The following is a 23,642-nucleotide window of genomic DNA, read 5'->3' as shown; positions in this document are numbered from 1 at the left end:
AAAATGTCTAATACGACCGTTGATGCCCCGCGCCGGGGATTTGATCTGACCTCATCCGCCTTCCTTCTGGTCGCGTTTCTGACCGGCATCGCTGGCGCATTGCAGACGCCTACTCTGAGCCTATTCCTGACCAATGAAGTCCACGTCCGCCCAGCAATGGTCGGCTTCTTCTTTACCGGCAGCGCGGTGATTGGCATTCTGGTGAGTCAATTTCTCGCCGGTCGATCGGACCGTCAGGGCGACCGTAAGTCACTGATCGTCTTTTGCTGTTTGCTCGGGATGATGGCCTGCGTACTGTTCGCCTGGAACCGCAACTACTTCATTCTGCTGTTTGTCGGCGTATTCCTCAGCAGCTTCGGCTCGACGTCCAACCCACAGATGTTTGCCCTCGCGCGTGAGCACGCCGATAAAACGGGCCGCGAAGCGGTGATGTTCAGCTCTATTCTGCGAGCGCAGGTTTCACTGGCGTGGGTCATCGGTCCCCCCGTGGCCTATGCGCTGGCGATGGGCTTTGGTTTCACCACGATGTATCTGTCCGCGGCGGTGGCTTACGTGATTTGCGGGGTGGTTGTCTGGATGCTGTTACCCAGCATGCGCAAAGTGCGCCCGGCTGCGGGCACGCGTATTGAAGCGCCGCGTACCAACCGTCGCGATGCCCTGCTGCTGTTCGTCATCTGCACCCTGATGTGGGGCACCAACAGCCTGTACATCATTAATATGCCGCTGTTCATTATTGATGAGTTGCATCTGCCGGAGAAACTCGCCGGGCTGATGATGGGTACCGCCGCCGGGCTGGAAATCCCGACCATGCTGATTGCGGGTTATTACGCCAAACGTTTTGGTAAGCGTTTTCTGATGCGTGTTGCGGTCGTGGCGGGGATATTTTTCTATATCGGGATGCTGACCGTTCACTCCCCGGTACTGCTGCTGGCGATGCAACTGCTGAACGCCATTTACATCGGTATTCTCGCCGGGATCGGCATGCTCTATTTTCAGGATTTGATGCCGGGTCAGGCAGGCGCGGCGACGACGTTGTACAGCAACACTACGCGCGTGGGCTGGATTATTGCCGGTTCAATGGCAGGTATAGTGGCTGAAATCTGGAGTTATCATGCGGTGTTTTGGATTGCACTGGTGATGTGCATCATCACGACGTTTGGCCTGTGGCGTATCAAAGACGTTTAAGGCGCGGTCAACGCTTCCAAATGTATGAGATAGGTCATTGCCTGCTGTGACGTCGCGCCACACATTTCTGCGGAAGGCTTAAGCCCGGCGCACACTTTCGGGCGCAGCGGCGAGCCAAAGATTTTGCAGCGCAGCCGCTCATCAAGCTGAATGCAGGGCGTGTTAGCAGGTTTGCCGTGGGGCATTCCCGGGATTGGGCTGGAAATCGAAGGCGCGGTACAACATGCGCCACAGTCCGGTCGGCAATCCATCTTTCACTCTCTCATTTATCTGGAAACGCACCTTATCACCTTTTCACAAAACCAGCGAATTCCACTTGCCTGAAAGCCGCGGCACGAGTACTTTTACGCGATATTTTAGACTTCCCTGAAACAGGATTATTGCAATGCCAAGAGCGAATGAAATCAAAAAAGGTATGGTGCTGAATTACAACGGCAAACTGCTGATTGTAAAAAATATTGATATTCAGTCACCGAGCGCCCGTGGCGCAGCAACGCTGTACAAAATGCGCTTTGCCGATGTGCGTACCGGCACCAAGGTTGAAGAGCGTTTTAAAGGCGACGATATTGTCGATACCGTGACTCTGACCCGCCGTTTTGTTGACTTCTCTTACATCGACGGCAACGAATACGTGTTCATGGATAAAGAAGACTACACGCCGTACACCTTCAACAAAGATCAGATTGAAGAAGAGATTCAGTTTATTCCTGAAGGTGGAATGCCGGACATGCAGGTTCTGCTGTGGGACAGCCAGCTGCTGGGCCTTGAGCTGCCGCAGACCGTTGACCTGGAAATTGTGGAAACTGCACCGGGCATCAAAGGCGCTTCAGCCAGCTCCCGTACTAAACCGGCGACACTGAACACCGGGCTGGTAATTCAGGTGCCTGAATACCTGACGACCGGCGAGAAAATCCGCATTCATATCGAAGAGTGCCGCTATATGGGCCGCGCTGATTAATTTTTTGATGTGAACACCCGGCGGCGTTGCGCTTGCCGGGCCTACGGTTCAGATGTTGTAGGCCCGATACGCGTCAACGCCATCGGGCAAACAGGCTTGCAGTTTAACCGCGATTACAGCAGTTCTGGGTATTTGGTCATTTTCAGCGTCAGCTCTACGCCCCGCACTTCAGCCATCCCTTTCAAACGGCCAATTGCCGAATAACCCGGATTGGTTTTCTTCTTCAGATCGTCCAGCATCTGATGCCCGTGGTCCGGACGGAACGGGATAGGACGCAGGTCGCCCGCTTTCTTGCGGCGTAGCTCTTCAGACAAAATCGCATCAACCACCGCCACCATGTTCACGTCACCGTTCAAATGCGAACCTTCATGGAACGTTTTCGGATTGGCTTCACGGCACGTTGCGCGCAGGTGGGTGAAGTGAATGCGGTCGCCGAAGGTTTCAATCATTTTGACCAGGTCGTTATCGGCGCGCACGCCATAGGAACCGGTACACATGGTGAAGCCGTTATAAATGCTGTCGACGGTTTCTTTCAGCCACTGCATATCTTCGATGGTCGAAACGATGCGCGGCAGGCCGAGAATAGGACGCGGTGGATCGTCCGGGTGAACCGCCAGGCGCACGCCCGCTTCTTCCGCCACAGGAACGATAGCGCGCAGGAACACCGCCATGTTTTCACGCAGGTTGTCTTTGCTAATGTGATCGTACTCAGCCAGACGCTTGCGGAACTGGTCGAGGGTGTAGCCCTCTTCCGCGCCCGGCAGGCCAGCAATGATGTTGCGGGTCAGTTTTTCGATCTCTGCCTCACTCATCGCATGGAAGTAGGCTTTAGCCTGCTGCTGCTCTTCCGCGCTGTAATCCGCTTCAGCACCTGGGCGCTTGAGGATGTGCAACTCGAACGCCGCAAAGGCGATCTGGTCGAAACGCAGGGCTTTGGAACCGTCCGGCAGGGTGTATTCGAGATCGGTACGGGTCCAGTCGAGAATCGGCATGAAGTTGTAGCAAACGGTATCAATGCCGCAGGCCGCAAGGTTACGGATGCTCTGCTGGTAATTCGCAATCCAGGTTTTACACTCACCGGACTGGGTTTTAATGTCTTCGTGAACCGGAATACTTTCCACGACGGACCAGGTCAGCCCTTTTTCAGCTAACAGCGCCTGACGCGCTTTAATCTCATTAACCGGCCAGACCTGACCGTTTGGAATATGGTGCAATGCGGTTACAACGCCGGTGGCGCCAGCCTGGCGCACATCATCAAGAGAAACCGGATCATTCGGTCCATACCAACGCCAGGTTTGTTCCATTGCTTCACCCTCTTAAGTTGTTATACCAATATTAATAATGCAGATGACGACTACCATACATGTTTCTCTGGAAGGGTCAATTTCCGCCCCGGCTTTGATTGATCCAGCTCACATTCCCCGGATAAATACGGCACACCAATTCAATTTGCTGTCATATAACTTTACACTGCTCGTTGTTAATTAATGGTTAAGCAGGTGTTTATATAATGAAGACGATCGCCACCGCCACGCTGCCCGACAACGTACAGTTGCCTCAGTATGACCGACAACAGCTCCGTTCGCGGATTGTCCACTTCGGCTTTGGCGCATTTCATCGCGCTCACCAGGCGCTGCTGACAGACCGGGTGCTGAACGCACAGGGCGGTGACTGGGGGCTATGTGAAATCAGCTTGTTCAGCGGCGATGTGCTGATGAGCCAACTACGCGCCCAGGACCACCTTTATACCGTGCTGGAGAAAGGGGCGGACGGTAATCAGCCGATCGTCATCGGCGCGGTGAATGAATGCCTGAACGCAAAGCTCGATTCCCTTGCAGCGATCATTGAGAAATTCTGTGAACCGCAGGTGGCAATTGTTTCCCTGACCATTACTGAAAAAGGCTACTGCATCGATCCGGCCACCGGTCGTCTGGACGTAACGCAGCCGCGGATCGTTCACGATCTTGAGAATCCGTCCGAACCGCATTCCGCGCCGGGCATTCTGGTCGAAGCCCTGCACCGTCGCCGCGAGCGCGGGCTGGCGCCATTCACCGTGCTCTCTTGCGATAATATTCCTGACAATGGCCACGTGGTGAAAAACGCGGTTCTGGGTATGGCCAATAAGCGCTCGCCCGAGCTGGCGCAGTGGATAGCTGAACACGTTAGCTTCCCGGGCACCATGGTCGATCGTATCGTTCCGGCAGCGACAGAAGAGTCGTTGGCGGAAATTGAAGCGGCGATTGGCGTTAACGATCCTTGTGCGATCAGCTCTGAACCGTTCATTCAATGGGTGGTAGAAGACCACTTTGTGGCGGGACGCCCGGACTGGGAAATTGCGGGCGTGCAGCTGGTGAGCGACGTACTGCCATGGGAACAGATGAAACTGCGGATGCTGAACGGGAGCCACTCTTTCCTCGCGTATCTCGGTTATCTGGCGGGCTACGAACACATCAGCGACTGTATGCAGGACGACGATTTCCGTCGTGCGGCGCTGCGTCTGATGATGCAGGAACAAGCTCCTACGCTGCGCATTACCGGCGTGGACCTGCAAGCTTACGCCGACAGCCTGATCGACCGCTTCACCAATCCGGCGTTAAAGCATCGCACCTGGCAAATCGCGATGGACGGCAGCCAAAAACTGCCTCAGCGCATGCTGGAAGGTATTCGCCTGCACCTGCAACGTGAAAGCGAGTGGCCACTGCTGGCGCTCGGCGTGGCGGGCTGGATGCGTTACGTCAGCGGCACAGACGAACGCGGGAATGCCATTGATGTACGTGACCCACTGGCCGATAAAATTCAGTCCCTCGTCGCCAATAGCAGTGACAACGATCGCGTGACCGCCCTGCTCACGCTGAGCGAAATCTTCGGCACCGACCTGCCGCAAAACGCCGCGTTCGTCAGCCAAATCCAGCACGCCTGGCATCGACTGACAACCGAAGGCGCGCGTCAGGCAATCATTTCCACCGTGAATCTTTAACAGATCCTGCTATTTAGCGGACAGATGCATTGTCTGTCCGCCCGAAGACTTCTCTTTTCCATCATTTTTCGCCAGGATATTGCGCACCTGTTACTTTATTACAGATGTTCATCCTGGAGCCAACGTGACGCTAACGAACCTGATTACCGGCTTTCTCGGCAGCGGTAAAACGACCTCCATTCTCCATTTACTGGCGCATAAACCGGCTGATGAAAAGTGGGCGGTGCTGGTCAATGAATTCGGCGAAGTCGGTATCGACGGTGCGCTGCTGGCTGACAGTGGAGCGCTGCTCAAAGAGATCCCTGGCGGCTGCATGTGCTGCGTCAATGGGTTGCCAATGCAAGTGGGGCTTAACACCCTGCTTCGTCAGGGCAAACCAGACCGCCTGTTGATTGAACCGACCGGCCTTGGTCATCCGAAGCAAATCCTCGATATCCTCACCGCGCCCGTTTATGAGCCGTGGATCGATTTGCGTGCCACGCTGTGCGTGCTCGATCCGCGTCAGCTGCTCGATGAAAAAGCGGTTGCCAATGAGAACTTCCGCGATCAACTCGCGGCGGCCGATATCATTGTGGCGAACAAAAGCGATCGCACAACGCCGGAAAGCCAACAGGCGTTCGATAGCTGGTGGCAAACCTACGGCGGTGATCGCCAATATGTGCAAGCCACTCAGGGTGCAATCGACGGGGCATTGTTAGATTTACCCCGCAGGAATCTGGCGGCTCTGCCCGAGAGCGCGGCGCATTCGCATAGCCATGCCTCTAACAGAGGTTTGGCGGCGTTGAATCTGCCTGAACATCAGCGCTGGCGTCGCAGCATTAACAGCGGTCAGGGCCATCAGGCCTGTGGCTGGATTTTTGATGCTGACACCCAGTTTGACACCATTGGTCTGCTGGAATGGGCCCGTCTGGCGCCGATTTCGCGGGTGAAAGGCGTGATGCGTATTGCGGAAGGATTAGTCCGTATTAATCGTCAGGGCGCTGACCTGCAAATCGAAACCCAGTCCGTTGCGCCGCCCGACAGCCGCATTGAACTTATCAATGACAGCGAGACTGACTGGAATGCACTACAGTCAACCTTGTTGAAGCTTCGTTTAAGTTAACGTCGGTATGTTGCGCGTGTTTTACCTGCTTTGAAGACTCTATTATGAAAACTCGAATTCCCCTTATATTACTGCTGAACATCGCCGGCCTGGCTCTCTTTTTGAGCTGGTTTTTACCCGCCAATCACGGGTTCTGGTTCCCGCTCGACTCCGGTATTTTCCACTTCTTTAATCAGGGGCTGGCCAGCAGTCACGCTTATGTGTGGTTCCTCGCCATCACCAACAACCGCGCCTTTGACGCCTGCTCGCTGCTGGCGATGGGCTGCGTGATGCTCAGCTTCTGGCGGAAAGAAGCGCCACAGGGTCGCCGTAAAATTATTATTATTGGCCTGGTGATGCTGCTGGCGGCAGTCGTGGTTAACCAACTCGCCCAACATTTAATGCCGGTCAAACGCGCCAGCCCGTCGCTGTTTTTCCCTGACAGTTATCGGGTCAGCTCCCTGCTGCATATTTCAACTAAGGACGCATCAAAAGACAGTTTCCCTGGCGATCACGGGATGATGCTGCTGATATTCACCACCTTTATGTGGCGATATTTTGGCCGCAAAGCAGGTGCCGTAGCCCTGATTATTTTTGTGGTTTTTGCATTCCCACGCGTAATGATTGGCGCTCACTGGTTCACTGATATTGCCGTCGGCTCACTGACCGCGGTCCTGATTGGCATGCCGTGGATCCTGCTCACATCGCTCAGCGACAAAACAATTGCCCTGTTTGATCGCCATTTACCCGCCTCAAATAACAAAAACAAAACAAGTTCCTAACTAAAATTATTCATCATCATCAAGGATCGTTTTCGATCCTTGATGATGCATTGAAGAAAAAATATTCAATTTCGTCATTTCCCTATCATCAGATTTTGCTTAAAAATGAGCTAATTGCCTATTTAACGCACATCTTTTTCACTATTTTTCGCCATAGCAGAATCCTCTCTTTGCCTATCACAATTTCTTATTAAAAATCCCGTAAAAGCGCTAGCCAGCCCGGTTTTGATAGGGTAATCTCAATCTCGTTTTGTCTTTCCAGAGATAAATTATTCAGGCAGTGAATAAATTTGTGCGGTACTGCACATTTTCACGCTTCGGGAATTGTCTCATTGATGGCAGGTATTTAGTCTCATCACGGTTGGCATTTTTATAACGGTTTTTATCGTTAAGGACTTCAAGGGAAAATAAATCACATGGTCAAATCTCAACCATTTTTGAGATACATCCTGCGGGCAATACCCGCGGTAGCAGTCGCGGTCCTGCTTTCTGCATGTAGTACGACAAACACCGCAAATAATATGCATTCTGAGACGCATGCTGTGGGTAACGAAGATCCTTCGTCACTGCAAGCCTCTCAGGATGAATTTGAATCCATGGTGCGTAATCTTGATGTTAAGACTCGCCTGATGGATCAGTACGCCAGCTGGAAAGGTGTACGCTACCGTCTGGGTGGCGAAACGAAACGCGGTATTGATTGTTCCGCCTTCGTCCAGCGTACCTTCCGCGAACAATTTGGTATGGACTTACCTCGCTCGACTTACGAGCAGCAGGAAATGGGCAAGTCAATTAAGCGCACTCAACTGCGTACCGGTGATTTAGTGCTGTTCCGCGCCGGGTCGACGGGTCGCCATGTCGGTATTTATATCGGCAATAACCAGTTCGTTCATGCATCCACCAGCAGTGGTGTGACGATTTCAAACATGAGTGAGCCGTACTGGAACAAGCGCTATAACGAAGCGCGACGTGTCCTGAGTCGTTCCTGATGTTCTTCTTGCTGTCGGTTTTCCCTTGGCTGACAGCGAGAATCAGAAAAAAAGCACTGCTAAGCAGTGCTTTTTTTTTCTTCTTCCGTCTCTGCCTGCCAGGATGGCGAAATAGACTATGCTGGAAAGACGCAGCCCTGCGTCCCACAGCGTTGAATTACCGTTTCAAATTTCACGGATAAAGAAAGCTATGTTCACGCGCTACTTCTCAATCGGCCGCAAGATCCTCTTCTCTAGTCTGTTGCTGGGTGTGGTGGTTGCTTTACTGGCCGGCAGTGCGCAGCTCATGATTTTCCATCATAAACGCGCTGAACAATTCGATATCATCATTAATGATTTGCAGCAATACCTGAACGGCTATTTTGGCGAACTGCTGAATACGGTAGATAAACTCCAGCCGCTGACCCTGAGTCGCTGTACCGACGTTGCGTCCGAGTTGACATCCAGGGCTGCCTTTAGCCTCAACGTCCGCGCTTTTCTGTTGGTAAACAACAATAACGCCACCTGCTCTTCAGCCACCGGCGAAATGAACGTGCCAATGAAACAGCTGGTTCCGCAGGTGGATTTCACTAAGTCGCTGGATATCGAAATCCTTCCCGGCACGCCGATGCTGCCGCAGCGCCCCGCGTTTGCCCTTTGGGTGCGCAGTCCACTGCTGGAAAATCGTGGCGTTTTCACCTCGATAAATGCCAGCCTGATGCCGTGGATCCTCTACTCCTCACGCCAAAATCAGTTCAGTGGCATTTCGATAATCGCCAATAACACCGCCATTTCTACCTTCAGCCCGCATCCGTTGCAGGTCCGCGAGCTGAAAGGCACGCCTATCCGCACCGCGCAAATCAACGGTCTGCCGCTGACAGTGAACGTCTATGGCGATACGTGGGCCGTCGAGAATTTGCAGTACTCGCTGTTGATGGGCGTGATGTGCGGCCTGCTTTCCGGCCTGCTCTGCTATTACGTGCTCACCGTCCGTTTGCGCCCAGGCAGGGAAATCACCACCGCCATTAAGCGCAACCAGTTCTCGGTAGTCTATCAGCCGGTGGTTGATGCCCAGGATATGCAAATTCGCGGAGTGGAAGTGTTAATGCGCTGGAAGCATCCCGCTGCGGGTGAAATTCCTCCGGATGCCTTCATCAGCTTCGCCGAAGCCCAGCAGCTGATCGTGCCGCTGACCCGTCATCTGTTTGAGTTGATCGCCAAAGACGCGCCGGTATTACAAAGCATGCTCCCGCCGGGCGCGAAGCTTGGGATCAACATCGCCCCGGCCCATTTGCTGGCCGACAGCTTCCAGCAGGATCTGCGGGATCTCAGCGCCATGCTGCCGCCGAACTACTTCCAGCTGGTGCTTGAAATTACCGAGCGCGATATGCTCAACCAGCGTCAGGCCATGAAGCTGTTCGAATGGCTGCACCACGAAGGCTATGAAATTGCGATCGATGATTTCGGCACCGGACACAGTGCGCTGATCTATCTTGAGCGTTATTCTTTCGACTACCTGAAAATCGATCGCGGCTTTATCAATGCCATCGGCACCGAAACGGTGACGTCTCCGGTTCTGGACGCCGTGTTATCGCTGGCTAAAAAAATGAATCTGGTCACCGTGGCAGAAGGCGTGGAAACGCAGGAACAGGCGAACTGGCTGCGCGAGCACGGCGTCAACTTCCTGCAAGGCTATTGGGTAAGCCGCCCGCTGACGCTCGAAAAGCTACTCGAAGCCCATGCGAAACCAGAGAATTATTTCACAACGGCCTGAGCGTCACTTATGATTCAACAAGATGAGTGAATTGCCCGAATGACCGCAGAAGGAATAAATACCGGTGATTGTTGTGCGCATGGGTTTAATGATGCTTACGCTGTTGACCCTCACGGCGGCGCAGGCGCAAACCATAAAGGAAAGCTACGCGTTTGCCGTGATTGGCGAACCGAAGTACGCTTTTAACTTCAGCCATTACGACTATGTGAATCCGGCGGCGCCGAAAGGCGGCGCGGTCACGCTGTCAGCCCTGGGCACCTTCGACAACTTCAACCGTTTTGCGCTGCGTGGCAGCGCCGCCGAGCGTACCGGCGCGCTGTACGACTCCCTGTTTACCACCTCAGACGATGAACCCGGCAGCTATTACCCGCTGATTGCGGATGTGGTCCGCTATGCGGACGATTTTGCCTGGGCCGAAGTGACCCTCAACCCCCGCGCCCGCTTTCATGACGGCAGCAAAGTCACCGCAAAAGATGTCGCCTTCACTTTTCACAAGTTTATGACCGAAGGCGTGCCGCAATTTCGGTTGATTTACAAAGGCACCACGGTGAAAGCCATCGCGCCGCTGACCGTGCGCATTGAGCTTGCGAAAAAGAGCAAAGAGGACATGCTGAGCCTGTTTACGCTGCCGGTGATGCCGGAAAAATTCTGGCGCAACCATAAGCTCAGCGATCCGCTCTCCACCCCGCCGTTGGCCAACGGGCCATATAAAATTACCGCATGGAAGATGGGCCAGTACGTGGTCTATTCCCGGGTGAAAGATTATTGGGCCGCGGATTTACCGGTGAATCGCGGGCGCTGGAATTTCGATACTCTTCGCTACGACTATTATCTCGACGATAACGTGGCCTTCGAGGCCTTCAAGGCCGGGGCTTTTGATTTCCGCACCGAAACCAGCCCGAAAAACTGGGCCACCCGCTACATCGGCAAAAACTTCAGCAACCATTTCATCGTCAAAGAAGAAGAGAAAAACGACTCCGCGCAAGACACCCGCTGGTTGACGTTCAATACCCAGCGCCCGGTGTTTGCCGATCGCAGCGTGCGCGAAGCCATCGGCCTGGCGTTTGATTTTGAATGGATGAATAAGGCGCTGTTTTACGGGGCCTACAGCCGGACAAACAGCTATTTCCAGAATACCGAATATGCGGCGCGCGGCTATCCCGACGCCGACGAGCTGGTACTGCTGGCCCCGATGAAGAAAGAATTGCCGCCGGAAGTGTTCACCTCAATTTATTCGCCGCCGAAATCCAACGGTAACGGCTTCGACAGAGAAAACCTGCTGAAGGCGGATAAACTGTTAACCGACGCCGGTTGGGTGCTAAAAGGCCAACAGCGCGTTAATGCCAAAACCGGCAAGCCGCTGCAATTCGAACTGCTGCTGCCGTCAGCGGGCAATAATCAGTGGGTGATGCCATTCCAGCACAATTTGAAGCGCCTCGGCGTAACGATGGACGTTCGTCAGGTCGATTTGTCACAAGTCACCAACCGAATGCGCACCCGCGATTACGACATGATGCCGCGTCTGTGGCGAGCGATGCCGTGGCCAAGCGGCAGCGACCTGCAAATTTCCTGGTCATCGGAATATATCAACTCGAGCTATAACGGTCCCGGCGTCAGCAGCCCGGTGATTGATAATCTGATTAAACAGATGATTCACTGGGAAGGTAACAAACAGAAACTTCTGCCACTTGGGCGCGCGCTGGATCGCGTGTTAACCTGGAATTACTACCAGCTGCCGATGTGGTTTATGGCCTCAGACCGCATGGCGTACTGGGATAAATTCTCGCATCCGGCGGTTCGTCCCATCTATTCTCTGGGCTTCGATAACTGGTGGTACGACGTCAATAAAGCGGCGAAACTGCCCGAAGCACGGCGTTAAGGAGCAAAGATGGGCGCTTACCTGATTCGCCGACTGTTGTTGGTTATCCCCACGCTGTGGGCCATCATCACCATCAACTTTTTCATCGTGCAGATTGCCCCCGGCGGCCCTGTCGATCAGGCGATAGCCGCCATTGAATTTGGCACCAAAGGCAGTATGCCGGGCGGCGGCGCGGAAGGGATGGGCGCGACACATGCCCGCACCGGTGTGGGCAACATCAATGATAGTCAATATCGCGGCGGACGCGGCCTCGACCCGGAAGTGATCGCCGAAATCACCCACCGTTATGGGTTCGACAAACCGATGCACGAGCGCTATTTCACCATGCTGTGGAACTACGTGCGTTTCGACTTCGGCGACAGCCTGTTCCGCAGCGCGTCGGTCTTACAGCTGATCAAAGAAAGTCTGCCCGTTTCGATAACGCTGGGGTTATGGAGCACGCTGATTATCTACCTCGTGTCGATTCCGCTGGGCATCCGTAAAGCGGTCCACAACGGCACGCGATTCGACACCTGGAGCAGCGCCTTCATCATCATCGGCTACGCTATTCCCGCCTTCCTGTTCGCCATCGTGCTGATTGTGCTGTTTGCGGGCGGCAGCTATTACGACCTCTTCCCATTGCGTGGACTGGTTTCCGCCAATTTCGATACTCTGCCGTGGTACCAAAAAATTACCGATTATCTGTGGCACATTACGCTGCCGGTGCTGGCGACGGTGATTGGCGGTTTTGCGGCGCTGACGATGCTGACCAAAAACTCGTTTATGGATGAAATTCGTAAACAATACGTCGTTACCGCACGTGCCAAAGGGGTCAGCGAGAAAAACATCCTTTGGAAACACATCTTTCGTAACGCCATGCTGCTGGTCATAGCCGGATTCCCGGCAACGTTTATCAGCATGTTTTTCACTGGATCGCTGCTGATTGAAGTGATGTTCTCGCTCAACGGACTGGGCCTGCTCGGCTATGAAGCGACCGTTTCCCGCGATTATCCGGTGATGTTTGGCACACTGTATATTTTCACCCTGATTGGCCTGCTGCTGAATATCATCAGCGACATCAGCTATACGCTGGTCGATCCGCGCATTGATTTTGAGGGCCGCTGATGCCACGTTTAAGCTCCGTCAATCAGGCCCGCTGGGCACGCTTTCGTCATAACCGCCGCGGCTACTGGTCGCTGGTGCTGTTCCTGATTATTTTCGCCTGTAGCCTGTGTTCAGAGCTTATCGCCAACGACAGGCCGCTCGTCGTGCAGTATCACGGTGATATCTATTTCCCGGCGCTGAAAACCTACAGTGAGAAAGACTTCGGCGGGCAGTTTGCCACCGCTGCCGATTTTCAGGATCCGTGGCTGCAAAAACAGCTGAGCGATCATGGCCGCGTATTGTGGGCGCCGATTCGCTTTGGGGCCAACTCGATTAACTTTTCCACCGACCGCCCCTTCCCTGCTCCGCCTTCGGCGCAAAACTGGCTCGGCACTGACGCCAACGGCGGCGATGTGCTGGCTCGTATTCTCTACGGCACCCGCATATCGCTGCTGTTTGGCCTGATGCTGACCCTGTGCTCAAGCGTAATGGGCGTGCTGGCGGGCGCGTTACAGGGCTATTACGGCGGGAAAATCGATTTGTGGGGTCAGCGCTTCATTGAAGTGTGGTCCGGGATGCCGACGCTGTTTTTAATCATCCTGCTTTCCAGCGTTATTCAGCCTAACTTCTGGTGGCTGCTGGCGATAACCGTGCTGTTCGGCTGGATGACGCTGGTCGGCGTGGTTCGCGCTGAGTTTCTGCGCGCGCGTAATTTTGACTACATCCGCGCCGCACAGGCGCTGGGCGTTAGCGACCGCGGCATTATCTTCCGCCATATGCTGCCCAACGCGATGGTTGCGACCCTGACCTTCTTGCCGTTTATTTTGTGCAGTTCGATTACCACGCTCACCTCGCTCGATTTCCTCGGCTTTGGTTTGCCGCTGGGTTCGCCTTCGCTGGGCGAACTGCTGCTTCAGGGCAAAAATAACTTACAGGCACCGTGGCTTGGGATCACCGCGTTTTTATCGGTGGCGGTGCTGCTGTCGCTATTGATTTTCATTGGTGAAGCTGTACGCGACGCCTTCGACCCCAGCAAGGTGGTGTGAGATGACGAAACCCTTATTAGACATCGACAATCTCTCCATTGCCTTCAGCGCCAGAGGCGAGACCCGTACGGTGGTGAGCGAGTTGTCGCTACAGGTGGAAGCCGGGGAAACGCTGGCGCTGGTCGGGGAATCCGGTTCTGGCAAAAGCGTATCGGCGCTGTCCGTGCTGCGCCTGCTGCCTACACCGCCGGTGAGTTATCCGACCGGCGATATCCGTTTTCACGGCGAATCCCTGCTGCATGCCAATGAGCGCGTGCTGCGGGGGATCCGTGGGAATCGCATCGCGATGATTTTTCAGGAACCGATGGTGTCGCTCAACCCGCTGCATTCGCTCGAAAAACAGCTGTATGAAGTGCTGTCTCTGCACCGGGGAATGCGCAAAGAAGCGGCGCGCGGCGAGATCCTGACCTGTCTGGATCGCGTCGGGATCCGCAATGCTCGTCGTCGGCTGGACGATTATCCGCATCAGCTTTCCGGCGGCGAACGTCAGCGCGTGATGATTGCCATGGCGCTACTGACGCGCCCGGAACTGTTGATTGCCGACGAACCCACCACCGCACTGGACGTCTCCGTGCAGGCGCAAATCCTGCAACTGCTGCGCGAGCTGCGCCAGGAACTGAACATGGGCTTGCTGTTTATTACCCATAACCTGAGCATCGTACGCAAGCTGGCGGACAACGTGGCGGTAATGCAGAACGGTCGCTGCGTCGAACAACGCGACGCCCTGGCGCTGTTCCGCCGCCCTGAACATCCCTACACCATCAAACTGCTCGACAGCGAACCGGCAGGCGAGCCCGTACCGCTGCCGCCGGAAAGCGTCCCGCTGTTGCAGGTAGAAAATCTGCAGGTCGCGTTTCCCATTCGCAAAGGCGTGTTTCGCCGGATCGTTGATGAAAACAGAGTGGTCAACAACATCAGTTTTACCTTGAATACCGGTGAAACGCTGGGTCTGGTAGGAGAATCCGGATCGGGTAAAAGCACCACCGGTATGGCACTGCTGCGGCTGATCGCCTCGGCGGGCAATATTGTGTTTGATGGGCATAAAATTCAGGGGCGTTCGCGCAAGCAAATGCTGCCGCTGCGTCACCGGATCCAGGTGGTTTTTCAGGATCCTAATTCGTCGCTGAACCCGCGCCTGAACGTGCTGCAAATTATCGAAGAAGGTTTGCGCGTGCATCAGCCCGCGTTGAGCAGTACCGCGCGTGAAAATGAAGTGATTAGCGTGATGAAGGAAGTGGGCCTCGACCCGGAAACCCGCTGGCGTTATCCGGCTGAATTTTCCGGCGGCCAGCGCCAGCGCATCGCCATCGCCCGAGCGTTAATCCTCAAGCCACAGCTTATCGTGCTGGATGAACCGACGTCATCACTCGACCGGACCGTACAGGCGCAGATCCTCGCCTTGCTGAAATCACTTCAGCAAAAGCATCAGCTGGCCTACATTTTTATCAGCCATGACCTGCATGTGGTGCGTTCGCTTTGCCATCAGGTGATTGTACTGCGTCAGGGAGAGGTGGTTGAGCAAGGTGACTGTCAGCGCGTGTTTGCCGCACCGGCGCAGGAGTATACTCGCCAGCTGATTACGCTAAGCTGACGCTCAGAAAGGGTTGTTACCAGAGAAAGGCTCAGCGATAGCCACGCCGAAGTTTTTCAGTCGGCAGGTCGCCGCGAACTCATCCTGCATATTGACGAACAGGCACGGCTCGCCTTCGCATTCCAGCACGGAGCTTGGCAATTCGATATCGGTTAACGCCTGGCTCAGCTTCTGCATTACGGGCCATGCGGTATCGCCGTCTGGACTCAGTAATTTCAGTGCCACCAGGGAATTATCATCTTCGTTACCGTTTTGCGGAATCGGTTCAACTCTTGAACCTGCAAAACCGGTAGACCAGCGATAGCTCTGGGGCAGGCGGTGTACGATAGAAAGCTGTAGTGTATTCACGTCTTTTTCCCCGGAAGCAAAATGCTTCACAAATATTTCACATCCATATTAACACATCGTTGACAAATCGTCCTGCATCCAGCCAAGGGTACGTACGTTTTTCTTGTCACTCGTATGCCAAACCGGCATAACGGCGCTATATGTACCCGTTTCTGTGATCTAAAACAACCTTTTTATCTACAGTAATGTGACTTTTTACACTAATTGATTTTACATAAAATAAACATAATCGGGCAGTACAAAACGCTTAGCGGTTGATATGCATCAAAAAGGGGCTGATTTCAGCCCCTTTTTGTTAAACAGATGTGTATTAACGCGGGTTTTTACGAGGACGGCTGGCGTAAAGAGAGAACAAAATTGAACAACTGGCGCAAAACGCGATGGAAAACAGCATCGGCCACGCGGTGGTAAAGGTCGCCATCGACAGCAACGCACCGACAATCGCACCAATCCCGAAGCGGAAAGTCCCCGCCAGCGACGACGCCGTGCCCGCCATGTGCGGGAACTCGTCGAGAATAACTGCCATCGCGTTGGAAGAGACCATCGACACGCAGCCCACAAACGCCGCCACGCCAAGCACCAGAGACCAGAAGCCCACGCCGAGCAATGCGCACACCACCATCCACACCGCCATCGCGAACTGGATCCACAATCCGGCACGGAACATGTTCAGCGCGCCGACTTTGCGCACAAAGCGGCTGTTGATGATGGTCATGACAAACAGGAACACGATGTTCAGCGCGAAATAATAGCCGAAATGCTGCGGCGAAACGTGGTTCAGTTCGATGTAAACAAACGGCCCGGCGCTCAGGAACGAGAACATACCGGCGAAGCTGAAACCGCTGGCCAGCATGTAGCTCAGCACGCGCTTATGGCGGAACAGCGAGGCAAAGTTCCCCATCGTGGTGCGGATATGAAACTTCTGACGGCGCTCCGGCGGCAACGTCTCGTCAATAAAGAAGAAGATCATCGTTGAGGCCAGAAGTGCGGCAATGGCGAGGATCCAGAAAATCGCATGCCAGCTGAACCACACCAGCACCGCCCCGCCGACCATGGGTGCCACCAGCGGCGCAATGGTCGTCACCAGCATGACAAAAGACATCATGCGGGAGAACTCTTCTTTCGGATAAATGTCGCGCATCAGGGCGTTGATCACCACGCTCGCTGCCGCCGCGGCCAGGCCGTGGAAGAAGCGCATGATGATCAGATGCTCGATGGTCTGCGACAGCGCACACGCCACCGCAGCCGCCGCGAACACCAGCGTACCACCGAGAATAACCGGCTTACGTCCAATGCTGTCGGCCATCGGGCCGTACAACAGCTGACCAAGCGCAAATCCCAGAATGTAGGTGCTGAGCGTCATCTGCGCACTGCCCGCCGGAACACCGAACTGGGCAGAAATGACCGGCAGCGCCGGGAGATACATATCAATTGAAAGCGGCATCAACATGGCCAGAAGGCCAAGGATGAATACTATTCCCAGCGAGGAGTGCTGCCTGGTGGTCACTAATCTACTCCTGAAGTTAGCGCGGCGATAAGCCAACGCTGGCGATTTCGTCTTCCGTCAGCGCCCGGTATTCACCAGGAGCCAAATCGTCATCAAGTTTAATTTCACCAATGCGTTCGCGATGCAGGCCCACAACGTGGTTGCCTACCGCCGCAAACATGCGTTTCACCTGGTGGTAGCGCCCTTCACTGATAGTCAAACGAACTTCAGTCGGGGTCAGCACATCCAGCTGCGCGGGTTTGGTCAGATCTTTTTCATTATGCAGCTGAACGCCTGTCGTGAATTGTTCAGCTGTGTCATCGGACACCGGCGATTCCAGCGTAACCAGATAAGTTTTCTCGCAGTGGTGACGCGGGGAAGTGACGCGATGCGACCATTGGCCGTCGTCGGTCATCAGTACCAGACCGGTGGTGTCGATATCCAGACGCCCTGCGGCGTGCAGCTTGTGCGCCAGTGGCTCATCGAGGAAATAAAGCACCGTTGGATGATCCGGGTCATCCGTTGAGCACACATAACCCTGAGGCTTGTTAAGCATGAAGTAGCGTGGGCCAGTCGGTTGGGTCAACGGATTTCCGTCATATTCCACAGAGTGTTCCGGCAGGACCTTAAACGCGCTGAGTTTGACAATCTCGCCATCCACGGTAACGCGGCTGGCGCGAATTTCACGCCCGGCAATGGCACGGCTGACGCCGAGTTGCTGGGCGATAAACTTTTCGAGTCGCATGAAGTATTTTTAGCCTGTAATTGTGCGGGTATCGGGCATGGCCCGAAAATGAAGCTGTACTAAGGGTTAAGTATAACGGCCCTGCTAAGCCACTCAAGCGAAAAGATTCATGGCATACTATTTGCCTGGAAATAATGACGCTGGAACCATGACCTTTACTCTTCGCCCTTATCAGCAGGAAGCGGTGGACGCCACCCTCTCCCACTTTCGTCAACACCAACAGCCCGCGGTGATTGTGTTGCCCACCGGGGCCGGGAAAAGCCTGGTGATCGCCGAGCTTGCGCGCCTGGCCCGTGGGCGTGTGTTGGTGCTTGCTCACGTCAAAGAACTGGTGGCGCAGAACCACGCGAAGTACCTGGCGCTGGGGCTTGAGGCCGATATTTTTGCCGCCGGGCTGAAGCGCAAAGAGAGCCACGGCAAAGTGGTGTTCGGCAGCGTACAGTCGGTGGCGCGCAATCTCGAGCTGTTTCAGGCTGAGTTTTCGCTGTTGATCGTCGACGAATGTCACCGCATCAGCGACGACGATGACAGCCAATATCAGCAAATTCTCAATCATCTTAAAAAGGTGAACCCTCACTTACGCCTGCTGGGGCTAACCGCCACGCCGTTCCGTCTGGGCAAAGGCTGGATTTATCGCTTTCATTATCACGGCATGGTGCGTGGCGATGAAAAGGCGCTGTTCCGCGACTGCATTTATGAACTGCCGCTGCGCTACATGATTAAGCACGGCTTTCTGACGCCGCCCGAACGGCTGGATATGCCGGTGGTTCAATACGATTTCAGCCGCCTGCAGGTGCAAAGCAACGGCCTGTTCAGCGAGGCAGATCTTAACGTTGAGCTGAAAAAACAGCAGCGTGTGACGCCGCACATCATCAGCCAGATTATCGAATTTGCGCAGAATCGCAAAGGGGTGATGATTTTCGCCTCTACCGTGGAACACGCTAAAGAAGTGACCGGCCTGCTACCCGCCTCAGAAGCGGCGCTGATCACCGGCGATACGCCCACGCCGGAACGAGACCGGCTGATTGAGGCATTCAAGGCCCAGCAGTTTCGCTATCTGGTGAACGTGGCGGTGCTGACCACCGGGTTTGACGCGCCGCACGTCGACCTGATTGCCATTCTGCGCCCGACGGAATCCGTCAGCCTGTATCAGCAAATTGTTGGCCGTGGTCTGCGCCTGTCGCCGGGCAAGACCGATTGCCTGATACTCGACTACGCCGGAAACCCGCATGACCTTTTCGCCCCGGAAGTCGGTGCGCCGAAAGGCAAAAGTGACAACGTGCCGGTGCAGGTTTTCTGCCCTGCCTGCGGTTTCGCCAACACGTTCTGGGGCAAAACCACCCAGGACGGCACGCTTATCGAACATTTTGGTCGCCGCTGTCAGGGCTGGTTTGAAGATGACGACGGCCATCGCGAGCAGTGTGATTTCCGCTTCCGCTTCAAAAACTGCCCACAGTGTAATGCGGAAAATGACATCGCGGCGCGTCGTTGCCGCGAATGTGACACCGTGCTGGTTGACCCGGACGATATGCTGAAAGCGGCGCTGAAGCTCAAAGATGCGCTGGTGCTGCGCTGTAGCGGCATGACGTTACAGGACGGCGCTGACGATAAAGGCCCGTGGCTGAAAGTCACCTATCACGACGAAGACGGGGCCGATGTAAGTGAGCGCTTCCGTCTGCAAACACCCGCACAGAAAACTGCATTCGAGCAGCTTTTTATGCGGCCACATACTCGCACCCCCGGCGTACCGCTGCGCTGGATAACGCCTGCCGATATCCTTGCTCAGCAGGTTTTGCTGCGTCATCCGGATTTTGTCGTCGCACGTAAAAAAGGGCAGTTCTGGCAGGTGCGCGAAAAAGTCTTTGATTATGAAGGCCGTTTCCGCCGCGCCAATGAGATGCGCTAGGGAGATTTTCCCTGGCGTCATTTTTTTTCACTTTTTCTGCATCCGTTTTCTTCGCTCATTCGTATTAACAGTTGAGGGCACACTTTAGCCCGAATCGAAAACGTAAATGAGGGAATGAAAATGAAACAATTTCTGCCATCTCTGATTTTTTCTGCACTGGTTTTCAGCGGCGTGTCTCAGGCCGCCATGATGGATAACAGCCCTGTGATGGTCGGCGGGGCAGCCATGTACCCATCGAAAAATATCGTGCAAAACGCCGTGAATTCGAAAGATCACACCACGCTTGTGGCGGCAGTAAAAGCTGCCGGACTGGTCCCGACACTCGAAGGAACCGGGCCCTTTACCGTCTTCGCCCCCACTAACACCGCCTTCGAAAAACTCCCTCCGGGAACCGTGGACTCCCTGCTCAAACCCGAAAACAAACAAAAACTCACCGCCGTTTTGACATATCACGTGGTGGCGGGCAAATACGATATGAAAGCGCTTGAGAAAAAAATCAAAGCCGGGGGCGGTAAAGCCGAGCTGAAAACCGTGAATGGCGGTTCGCTGTGGGTGATGGCGAACGGCCCGCACAATATCCAGCTGAAAGATGCGCGCGGCAATATCGCCAACATCACCACCTACGACGTCAATCAGAGCAACGGCGTGATTGATGTGATCGACACTGTGCTGATGCCATAAAGCGTTGCCTATACTGTGTGCAGCCACTGATGCGTGGCTGCACCTTTAACAGGGACACTGATGACAACCAACGCGCCTCATATTCATGCCGGCATCATGACCAAAATAGCCTCCGGCGATAAAGATGCTCTGGCACAGCTCTACCACACGATTTCTCCCCGCCTGTTTGGGATTATTTTGCGCATGGTCCGACGCCGCGACTGGGCGGAGGAAATCCTGCACGATACCTTCATTCAAATCTGGCAGTCTGCGACCGGATACGACGAGCAGCGCAGCGAGCCGCAGATTTGGCTAAGTCATATCGCCAGAAATCGCGCCATTGATTACCTGAGAAAACATGAGCATCGCTGCTGTTCGGTGGATGACATTACCGAAGCGGAAGAAGGCTTTCAGGCCCCGCTTGCGGAGGAAGACAGTCATCTGGAAGCCCGCCGCTTGCAGCATTGCCTGGAGAACTTACCGCCTGAACAGCGGCAAAGTATTGCCCTGGCTTACTATCGCGGGCTGTCACAAACCGAAATCGCCCTGTCGTTGAGCCAGCCAGAAGGCACCGTTAAAAGCTGGATCCGCCGCGCGCTGGCACATCTCAGGGAGTGTGTGGGCCTATGAACATTCAGGAAAATGATGACTTCCTCGCCGCCGAATTCGTTCTCGGGGTGCTGGATGAACCCACGCGGGCGCAGCTCGCACGAAGAATGACCACCGATGCTGACTTTGCGCAGCAAGTCACGCGCTGGCAAAAAGCCTTTAGCGGAATAGACGTGACAACACAGGATGTCACTCCTGCGCCGGACGTCTGGTGGGCTATTCAGCGCGACATTAATCAGAGTACGCCATTAGCGGCAGTTACCCCGGTTCGTTCGCGACCAACAGCCTGGGTCGGCTGGGCGCTTGCCGCGGCGCTGGCGGGTGTGCTGGTATTCACCTACGTGACGAAACCGGAACAGGCGTCGCCGATGCAGCCGGTCGCCGTGTTAAGTGGCGCCCAACCGGGTGAACAGTTCGTGGTCAGCGTGAATAAATCTGCGTCGATGATTCAGGTCTCCGCGCTTAATGTGACGCTACCGCAAAACAAAAATCTACAGCTGTGGCTGATTAAAGGCAGTCATCCGCCGCGCTCACTGGGCCTCATCACCCGCACCACGGGTAACGCGTTCACACTGGGCGCCGAGTCGCTGGACAATCAATCGGTACTGGCGATCAGCCTTGAACCTGTTGGCGGTTCAAAACTGGCGGGACCTTCAGGGCCGGTGATATTCCAGGGTAAAATCAGCACGCTTTAGTGCGCGGGCGCGGTATTGCCAGGATTCCGGGGTTTGTTTAGTTTGCCCCAACGTGGATTGAAGGCTATAATCCCGCCCGCTTTTGCATGTGCAAAGCAGATCACTTGCCTGTTGCTGGGTCGCCTGTAACAGGATTACATATAGAGAGACATCAATGTTTACTTTAAACGCAGAAGTACGTAAAGAGCAGGGTAAGGGTGCGAGCCGCCGCCTGCGTATCGCTAACCAGTTCCCAGCAATCGTCTACGGTGGCGAAGCTGCTCCAGTAGCTCTGGAACTGGACCACGACAAAGTGTGGAACCTGCAGACTAAAGAAGGTTTCTACACCGAAGTTCTGACCATCGTGGTTGCTGGTGGTAAAGAAGAGAAAGTGAAGGTTCAGGCTGTTCAGCGTCACCCGTTCAAGCCAAAACTGACTCACATCGACTTCGTTCGCGCGTAATCGCTGACAAGTTGTGAAGAACCCCGCCTCGGCGGGGTTTTTTTATGGCTAATTTTGGGTTACTTACCGCTGGTGCGGCGCTGTAACTGGTCACGCAGATTGGGTGGTGTGCCTTTGATGGTCAGCGTATCGGTGGCCGGATCCCAGAAAATACGTTCGCCCAGCAGCAGCGCATCAAAGTTGATGGTCAGCCCACCGCCGCTTCCGGCGTATTTAGTCAGCTGGCGCAGCGTGCTTCTGTCAGCCGGGAAGCTCTCTTCCAGCTCGTAGCCTTTATCGGCGGTGAATTCGTGGAAACTCACTTCACTGACGCCGGACAACTCTTTGGACAGCGACTCCAGTTCAATCTCTTCCCCGGCCTGCAGCTGTTCGTTGCAGTAGGTGTAAACCTGCTGGCGCACGTTCTGACGCTCGGATTTATCAAGCTCCGCTTCGGCAGTGAAATCATCAACCGCCTGCAATAAACCGCGGTTCTGCGCTTTGGCGTTCAGCCCTTCGCTGGCCCCCAGGAAATCCATAAAGAAATCGGCCACTTTGCGCCCGACTCGCCCTTTCAGGAACGTCAGGTAGCGGCTGGATTCCGGATTGGTTTCCCATTCGGTTAGATCAATGCGCGCCACGATATCGGCGTGATTGATATCGAGATAGTGCGTGGAGCTGATATCCAGCTGCTCGTTCACGCGCATGCTGCTCAGATTGTTGAGTACCGCCACCAACAGATATTCCACCGCCAGATAGCGATAGTGGCAAAACAGCACGATGCCGCCGTCTGCAAACGGATATTTCGCCAGTTCGTCACGCAGGCGACCGGTCGCCGCGCGGCTAAAGGCCAGGAAATCTTCCTCACCCTGACGATGCAGGCGCAGAGACTGGGCCAGCTCGCTCTCTTCATTGAACATGCCGTAGGCTTTGTTCTTTGCGCTGTAGACCCGATGCAGCTCAGCCATCATCTCTTCGACCGTTGCCGTCGGCTCCAGCAAAGTATCGCGCAGCACCACTTCAAGGTTCTCTTCATCACGCTTGATCATCTGGTGCAGGGCAATCTGGTTGATATCCAGACTCATGTTAAACTCTCCTTTTAGACCGGACGGTATTCAACCATCGCGGACGCAACTGTGTAAAGGCGAAAAAAAGCGGAAAAAAAGCTGCTGCTACGGTAATATGTTGCCCTTTCATGAACAAACAGATTCTGAATTTATGCCACAAATCTCCCGCTACAGTGATGAACACGTTGAACAACTGCTGACTGAGCTTGCCAACGTGCTGGAAAACCACAAGACACCAACCGACCTTTCACTGATGGTGTTGGGCAATATGGTGACTAACCTGATTAACACAAGCGTCGCGCCAGCACAGCGCCAGGCGATTGTCCGCTCCTTTACTCAGGCGCTGCAATCCTCTGTTAGCGACGACTCAGCGCACTAAGCGCA

At 54.6% G+C, this 23,642-nt stretch carries 23 protein-coding genes; 17 read left to right on the top strand and 6 right to left on the bottom strand.

Annotated features, from left to right (window positions below):
• The first annotated feature begins 3 nt into the window (after positions 1-3).
• A complete protein-coding gene (gene setB / locus A8O29_RS07470) occupies positions 4-1,185 on the top strand; it encodes a sugar efflux transporter SetB (RefSeq protein WP_125354332.1) in 1,182 nt (393 codons plus the stop codon).
• Here the strand turns inward: setB and A8O29_RS07465 are convergent.
• On the bottom strand, positions 1,182-1,436 hold the full coding sequence (locus A8O29_RS07465; RefSeq protein ID WP_110509384.1) for a YkgJ family cysteine cluster protein: 255 nt from the start codon (positions 1,434-1,436) through the stop codon (positions 1,182-1,184). The genes setB and A8O29_RS07465 overlap by 4 nt on opposite strands.
• 134 nt (positions 1,437-1,570) lie before the next feature.
• Here A8O29_RS07465 and yeiP point away from each other — a divergent pair, with 134 nt between their 5' ends.
• Positions 1,571-2,143, top strand: a complete 573-nt coding sequence (gene yeiP / locus A8O29_RS07460; protein ID WP_110509382.1) for an elongation factor P-like protein YeiP — start codon at positions 1,571-1,573, stop codon at positions 2,141-2,143.
• 113 nt (positions 2,144-2,256) lie between these two features.
• Here yeiP and uxuA read toward each other — a convergent pair whose 3' ends face one another.
• A complete protein-coding gene (gene uxuA / locus A8O29_RS07455) occupies positions 2,257-3,447 on the bottom strand; it encodes a mannonate dehydratase (RefSeq protein WP_125354333.1) in 1,191 nt (396 codons plus the stop codon).
• 206 nt (positions 3,448-3,653) lie between these two features.
• Between uxuA and A8O29_RS07450 the strand changes: the two genes are divergently transcribed.
• The 9 genes from A8O29_RS07450 (at position 3,654) to yejF (ending at position 15,321) form a co-directional block, all read left to right on the top strand.
• Complete coding sequence (locus A8O29_RS07450) at positions 3,654-5,120, top strand: mannitol dehydrogenase family protein (RefSeq protein ID WP_125354334.1); 1,467 nt, start codon at positions 3,654-3,656, stop codon at positions 5,118-5,120.
• Positions 5,121-5,244: 124 nt separating this feature from the next.
• A complete protein-coding gene (locus A8O29_RS07445; protein WP_125354335.1) occupies positions 5,245-6,222 on the top strand; it encodes a CobW family GTP-binding protein in 978 nt (325 codons plus the stop codon).
• A gap of 44 nt (positions 6,223-6,266) precedes the next feature.
• Positions 6,267-6,983, top strand: a complete 717-nt coding sequence (locus tag A8O29_RS07440; RefSeq protein WP_166665190.1) for a phosphatase PAP2 family protein — start codon at positions 6,267-6,269, stop codon at positions 6,981-6,983.
• Between the two features lie 416 nt (positions 6,984-7,399).
• Positions 7,400-7,969, top strand: coding sequence for a bifunctional murein DD-endopeptidase/murein LD-carboxypeptidase (mepS, locus tag A8O29_RS07435; protein ID WP_110509371.1), 570 nt, complete (start codon positions 7,400-7,402; stop codon positions 7,967-7,969).
• Positions 7,970-8,159: 190 nt separating this feature from the next.
• Complete coding sequence (locus A8O29_RS07430) at positions 8,160-9,722, top strand: cyclic di-GMP phosphodiesterase (RefSeq protein WP_125353635.1); 1,563 nt, start codon at positions 8,160-8,162, stop codon at positions 9,720-9,722.
• Positions 9,723-9,801: 79 nt separating this feature from the next.
• Positions 9,802-11,601 carry an extracellular solute-binding protein gene (locus tag A8O29_RS07425; protein WP_420854016.1) on the top strand — a complete coding sequence of 600 codons (1,800 nt, stop codon included), beginning with the start codon at positions 9,802-9,804 and terminating at the stop codon, positions 11,599-11,601.
• Between the two features lie 9 nt (positions 11,602-11,610).
• Positions 11,611-12,705, top strand: a complete 1,095-nt coding sequence (locus A8O29_RS07420) for a microcin C ABC transporter permease YejB (RefSeq protein ID WP_125353636.1) — start codon at positions 11,611-11,613, stop codon at positions 12,703-12,705.
• On the top strand, positions 12,705-13,730 hold the full coding sequence (locus tag A8O29_RS07415; RefSeq protein ID WP_110509367.1) for a microcin C ABC transporter permease: 1,026 nt from the start codon (positions 12,705-12,707) through the stop codon (positions 13,728-13,730). The genes A8O29_RS07420 and A8O29_RS07415 overlap by 1 nt, the downstream gene beginning before the upstream one ends.
• A 1-nt stretch (position 13,731) precedes the next feature.
• On the top strand, positions 13,732-15,321 hold the full coding sequence (gene yejF / locus A8O29_RS07410; protein ID WP_125353637.1) for a microcin C ABC transporter ATP-binding protein YejF: 1,590 nt from the start codon (positions 13,732-13,734) through the stop codon (positions 15,319-15,321).
• A 3-nt stretch (positions 15,322-15,324) separates the two neighbouring features.
• Here the strand turns inward: yejF and A8O29_RS07405 are convergent, their stop codons facing one another.
• The 3 genes from A8O29_RS07405 to rsuA all read right to left on the bottom strand — a co-directional run bounded on the left by A8O29_RS07405 (position 15,325) and on the right by rsuA (position 17,900).
• A complete protein-coding gene (locus tag A8O29_RS07405) occupies positions 15,325-15,669 on the bottom strand; it encodes a YejG family protein (protein WP_110509659.1) in 345 nt (114 codons plus the stop codon).
• 310 nt (positions 15,670-15,979) lie between these two features.
• Positions 15,980-17,176, bottom strand: a complete 1,197-nt coding sequence (locus A8O29_RS07400) for a Bcr/CflA family multidrug efflux MFS transporter (RefSeq protein WP_110509363.1) — start codon at positions 17,174-17,176, stop codon at positions 15,980-15,982.
• A 16-nt stretch (positions 17,177-17,192) separates the two neighbouring features.
• Entirely contained in the window at positions 17,193-17,900 is a 708-nt protein-coding gene (rsuA, locus tag A8O29_RS07395; RefSeq protein WP_125353638.1) for a 16S rRNA pseudouridine(516) synthase RsuA, read from the bottom strand.
• A gap of 148 nt (positions 17,901-18,048) precedes the next feature.
• On the opposite strand from rsuA, the gene radD reads away from it, so the two are divergent.
• The 5 genes from radD (at position 18,049) to rplY (ending at position 22,212) form a co-directional block, all read left to right on the top strand.
• Positions 18,049-19,806, top strand: a complete 1,758-nt coding sequence (gene radD, locus A8O29_RS07390; RefSeq protein ID WP_125353639.1) for a DNA repair helicase RadD — start codon at positions 18,049-18,051, stop codon at positions 19,804-19,806.
• Positions 19,807-19,926: 120 nt separating this feature from the next.
• On the top strand, positions 19,927-20,487 hold the full coding sequence (locus tag A8O29_RS07385; protein WP_110509357.1) for a fasciclin domain-containing protein: 561 nt from the start codon (positions 19,927-19,929) through the stop codon (positions 20,485-20,487).
• A 60-nt stretch (positions 20,488-20,547) separates the two neighbouring features.
• Entirely contained in the window at positions 20,548-21,096 is a 549-nt protein-coding gene (locus tag A8O29_RS07380) for a sigma-70 family RNA polymerase sigma factor (RefSeq protein WP_125353640.1), read from the top strand.
• Entirely contained in the window at positions 21,093-21,770 is a 678-nt protein-coding gene (locus A8O29_RS07375; protein ID WP_125353641.1) for an anti-sigma factor, read from the top strand. The genes A8O29_RS07380 and A8O29_RS07375 overlap by 4 nt, the downstream gene beginning before the upstream one ends.
• A gap of 154 nt (positions 21,771-21,924) precedes the next feature.
• A complete protein-coding gene (gene rplY, locus A8O29_RS07370) occupies positions 21,925-22,212 on the top strand; it encodes a 50S ribosomal protein L25 (RefSeq protein WP_125353642.1) in 288 nt (95 codons plus the stop codon).
• 59 nt (positions 22,213-22,271) lie between these two features.
• Here rplY and yejK read toward each other — a convergent pair whose 3' ends face one another.
• Complete coding sequence (gene yejK, locus A8O29_RS07365; protein ID WP_110509349.1) at positions 22,272-23,276, bottom strand: nucleoid-associated protein YejK; 1,005 nt, start codon at positions 23,274-23,276, stop codon at positions 22,272-22,274.
• A 133-nt stretch (positions 23,277-23,409) separates the two neighbouring features.
• On the opposite strand from yejK, the gene A8O29_RS07360 reads away from it, so the two are divergent.
• On the top strand, positions 23,410-23,637 hold the full coding sequence (locus tag A8O29_RS07360; RefSeq protein WP_125353643.1) for a YejL family protein: 228 nt from the start codon (positions 23,410-23,412) through the stop codon (positions 23,635-23,637).
• Positions 23,638-23,642 lie beyond the last annotated feature (5 nt).

Origin of the sequence: Scandinavium goeteborgense (assembly GCF_003935895.2) — a bacterium.
Lineage (GTDB): Bacteria > Pseudomonadota > Gammaproteobacteria > Enterobacterales > Enterobacteriaceae > Scandinavium > Scandinavium goeteborgense.
This window is presented reverse-complemented; position numbering and strand designations above follow the sequence as displayed.

Bases quoted from the DNA above. Each gene is read 5' to 3' on its own strand.
- setB (WP_125354332.1), top strand. From the start codon at position 4: ATGTCTAATACGACCGTTGATGCCCCGCGCCGGGGATTTGATCTGACC.
- A8O29_RS07465 (WP_110509384.1), bottom strand. From the start codon at position 1,436: ATGGATTGCCGACCGGACTGTGGCGCATGTTGTACCGCGCCTTCGATT.
- yeiP (WP_110509382.1), top strand. From the start codon at position 1,571: ATGCCAAGAGCGAATGAAATCAAAAAAGGTATGGTGCTGAATTACAAC.
- uxuA (WP_125354333.1), bottom strand. From the start codon at position 3,447: ATGGAACAAACCTGGCGTTGGTATGGACCGAATGATCCGGTTTCTCTT.
- A8O29_RS07450 (WP_125354334.1), top strand. From the start codon at position 3,654: ATGAAGACGATCGCCACCGCCACGCTGCCCGACAACGTACAGTTGCCT.
- A8O29_RS07440 (WP_166665190.1), top strand. From the start codon at position 6,267: ATGAAAACTCGAATTCCCCTTATATTACTGCTGAACATCGCCGGCCTG.
- mepS (WP_110509371.1), top strand. From the start codon at position 7,400: ATGGTCAAATCTCAACCATTTTTGAGATACATCCTGCGGGCAATACCC.
- A8O29_RS07430 (WP_125353635.1), top strand. From the start codon at position 8,160: ATGTTCACGCGCTACTTCTCAATCGGCCGCAAGATCCTCTTCTCTAGT.
- A8O29_RS07425 (WP_420854016.1), top strand. From the start codon at position 9,802: ATGGGTTTAATGATGCTTACGCTGTTGACCCTCACGGCGGCGCAGGCG.
- A8O29_RS07420 (WP_125353636.1), top strand. From the start codon at position 11,611: ATGGGCGCTTACCTGATTCGCCGACTGTTGTTGGTTATCCCCACGCTG.
- A8O29_RS07415 (WP_110509367.1), top strand. From the start codon at position 12,705: ATGCCACGTTTAAGCTCCGTCAATCAGGCCCGCTGGGCACGCTTTCGT.
- yejF (WP_125353637.1), top strand. From the start codon at position 13,732: ATGACGAAACCCTTATTAGACATCGACAATCTCTCCATTGCCTTCAGC.
- rsuA (WP_125353638.1), bottom strand. From the start codon at position 17,900: ATGCGACTCGAAAAGTTTATCGCCCAGCAACTCGGCGTCAGCCGTGCC.
- radD (WP_125353639.1), top strand. From the start codon at position 18,049: ATGACCTTTACTCTTCGCCCTTATCAGCAGGAAGCGGTGGACGCCACC.
- A8O29_RS07385 (WP_110509357.1), top strand. From the start codon at position 19,927: ATGAAACAATTTCTGCCATCTCTGATTTTTTCTGCACTGGTTTTCAGC.
- A8O29_RS07380 (WP_125353640.1), top strand. From the start codon at position 20,548: ATGACAACCAACGCGCCTCATATTCATGCCGGCATCATGACCAAAATA.
- A8O29_RS07375 (WP_125353641.1), top strand. From the start codon at position 21,093: ATGAACATTCAGGAAAATGATGACTTCCTCGCCGCCGAATTCGTTCTC.
- rplY (WP_125353642.1), top strand. From the start codon at position 21,925: ATGTTTACTTTAAACGCAGAAGTACGTAAAGAGCAGGGTAAGGGTGCG.
- yejK (WP_110509349.1), bottom strand. From the start codon at position 23,276: ATGAGTCTGGATATCAACCAGATTGCCCTGCACCAGATGATCAAGCGT.
- A8O29_RS07360 (WP_125353643.1), top strand. From the start codon at position 23,410: ATGCCACAAATCTCCCGCTACAGTGATGAACACGTTGAACAACTGCTG.